Below are 1,142 nucleotides of genomic sequence, written 5' to 3' on the forward strand. Positions count from 1 at the left end.
GAGCACCACTTCTGGCTCATCCCCGTCGACTCGTAGGCGAGCCGGAGATAATCGTCGAAGAAGGCGAACTCGTCGGTGAACCGCAGGATGGGCGGCACGCCCAGCTCAGTCTCGGCGAACCGCTGGACCTCCCTCTCCACGGTGCGAGCAAGGTGGCCGGTGAGCCCAGGTGTTGCCAGAACATCCTCTACAGCTGCGGGTAGCGCCTCTTTAGTCACCGTCGTCAGGGTCTCACCGAACGCCTCGACGAGCTTCTTGTCGAACAGGTGGCTCATTTTTCAGTCAGCTCCTTAATCGTCGGCAGATCCTGGTGGTCCCACCGCACCATCCGCGCAAGGATCGGGCGGCGCCCCGTGGCGAGCACGATCATTCGTCCGAACGGCAGGGCAGCCAGTTCGGCAGCCGTAATGGTCTGCCGCTCAACGGTTTGCGTAGACACCGATCGCCCGCGATCACCGCCGCCGTGGGAGATCGACCGCTGCTGCTCGGTGTGGGTACCGATCAGGTGGGCCAGCTCCTCAAGGAACCGGTAGTCCTTGTGTCCGGGTCCGATGACCACGATCGCTGCGGCCGACCACAGCTTCTTCATGCCTTGCTCGCCCCAGACCTCGACTCCCTGGGCGTGGGACTGGAGCACGGTGTCGCAGATGATGCCGCGGGAGCCGAACGTGGAGTAGTAGTCGGGCAGGCGGGGCCAGCGCACGATGTTGGCGATCTCGTCCAGGGCGGCGGTCACCGGTACCGGGAGCCGAGAGCCGGGGCACTGGTCGGCCCGGTCGACCAGTGCCTTGAACACCGCGACGGTCAGGATCGAGGTCACCGGTCGGCCGATCGGATTCTCCTCGTCGGACACCAGATACAGCGTGTCGGCGTCGGAGCTTGCGAAGGCTACCGGGTCGAAGCGTTCGGCGCCGGCCTGGGGGGTCAGCAGGCGCACGATCTGACGTCGACCGAGGCAGGAGATCATGTTCTTGGCGGCGGAGAACACGTTGGAGCGGGTGCGGGGCTCGGCGTTGTACTTGCTGGCCAGGTCGGCGGCCTGGGGTCCCCACTGACTGTCGGACAGTATCTCCACCGGGGTGGAGTCCTCGAGGTTGGACACCCAGCCGTAGACGTGAGTGATGGGCCGATGCCCCAGCGCA

Annotated in this window: 2 protein-coding genes; both read right to left on the reverse strand. The window is 65.6% G+C overall.

Features of this window, described 5'->3' with window-relative positions; all coding sequences use genetic code 11:
- Window positions 1-275: hypothetical protein (locus H483_RS39615; protein WP_193746871.1), on the reverse strand; the 275-nt coding region annotated here is incomplete at its 3' end.
- Window positions 272-1,142, reverse strand: an 871-nt coding sequence (locus tag H483_RS28515; protein WP_017836714.1) for a type IV secretory system conjugative DNA transfer family protein, incomplete at its 5' end; no start/stop codon positions are given. The genes H483_RS28515 and H483_RS39615, both read right to left, overlap by 4 nt.

Source organism: Dietzia sp. UCD-THP, assembly GCF_000349585.1.
Lineage (GTDB): Bacteria > Actinomycetota > Actinomycetes > Mycobacteriales > Mycobacteriaceae > Dietzia > Dietzia natronolimnaea_A.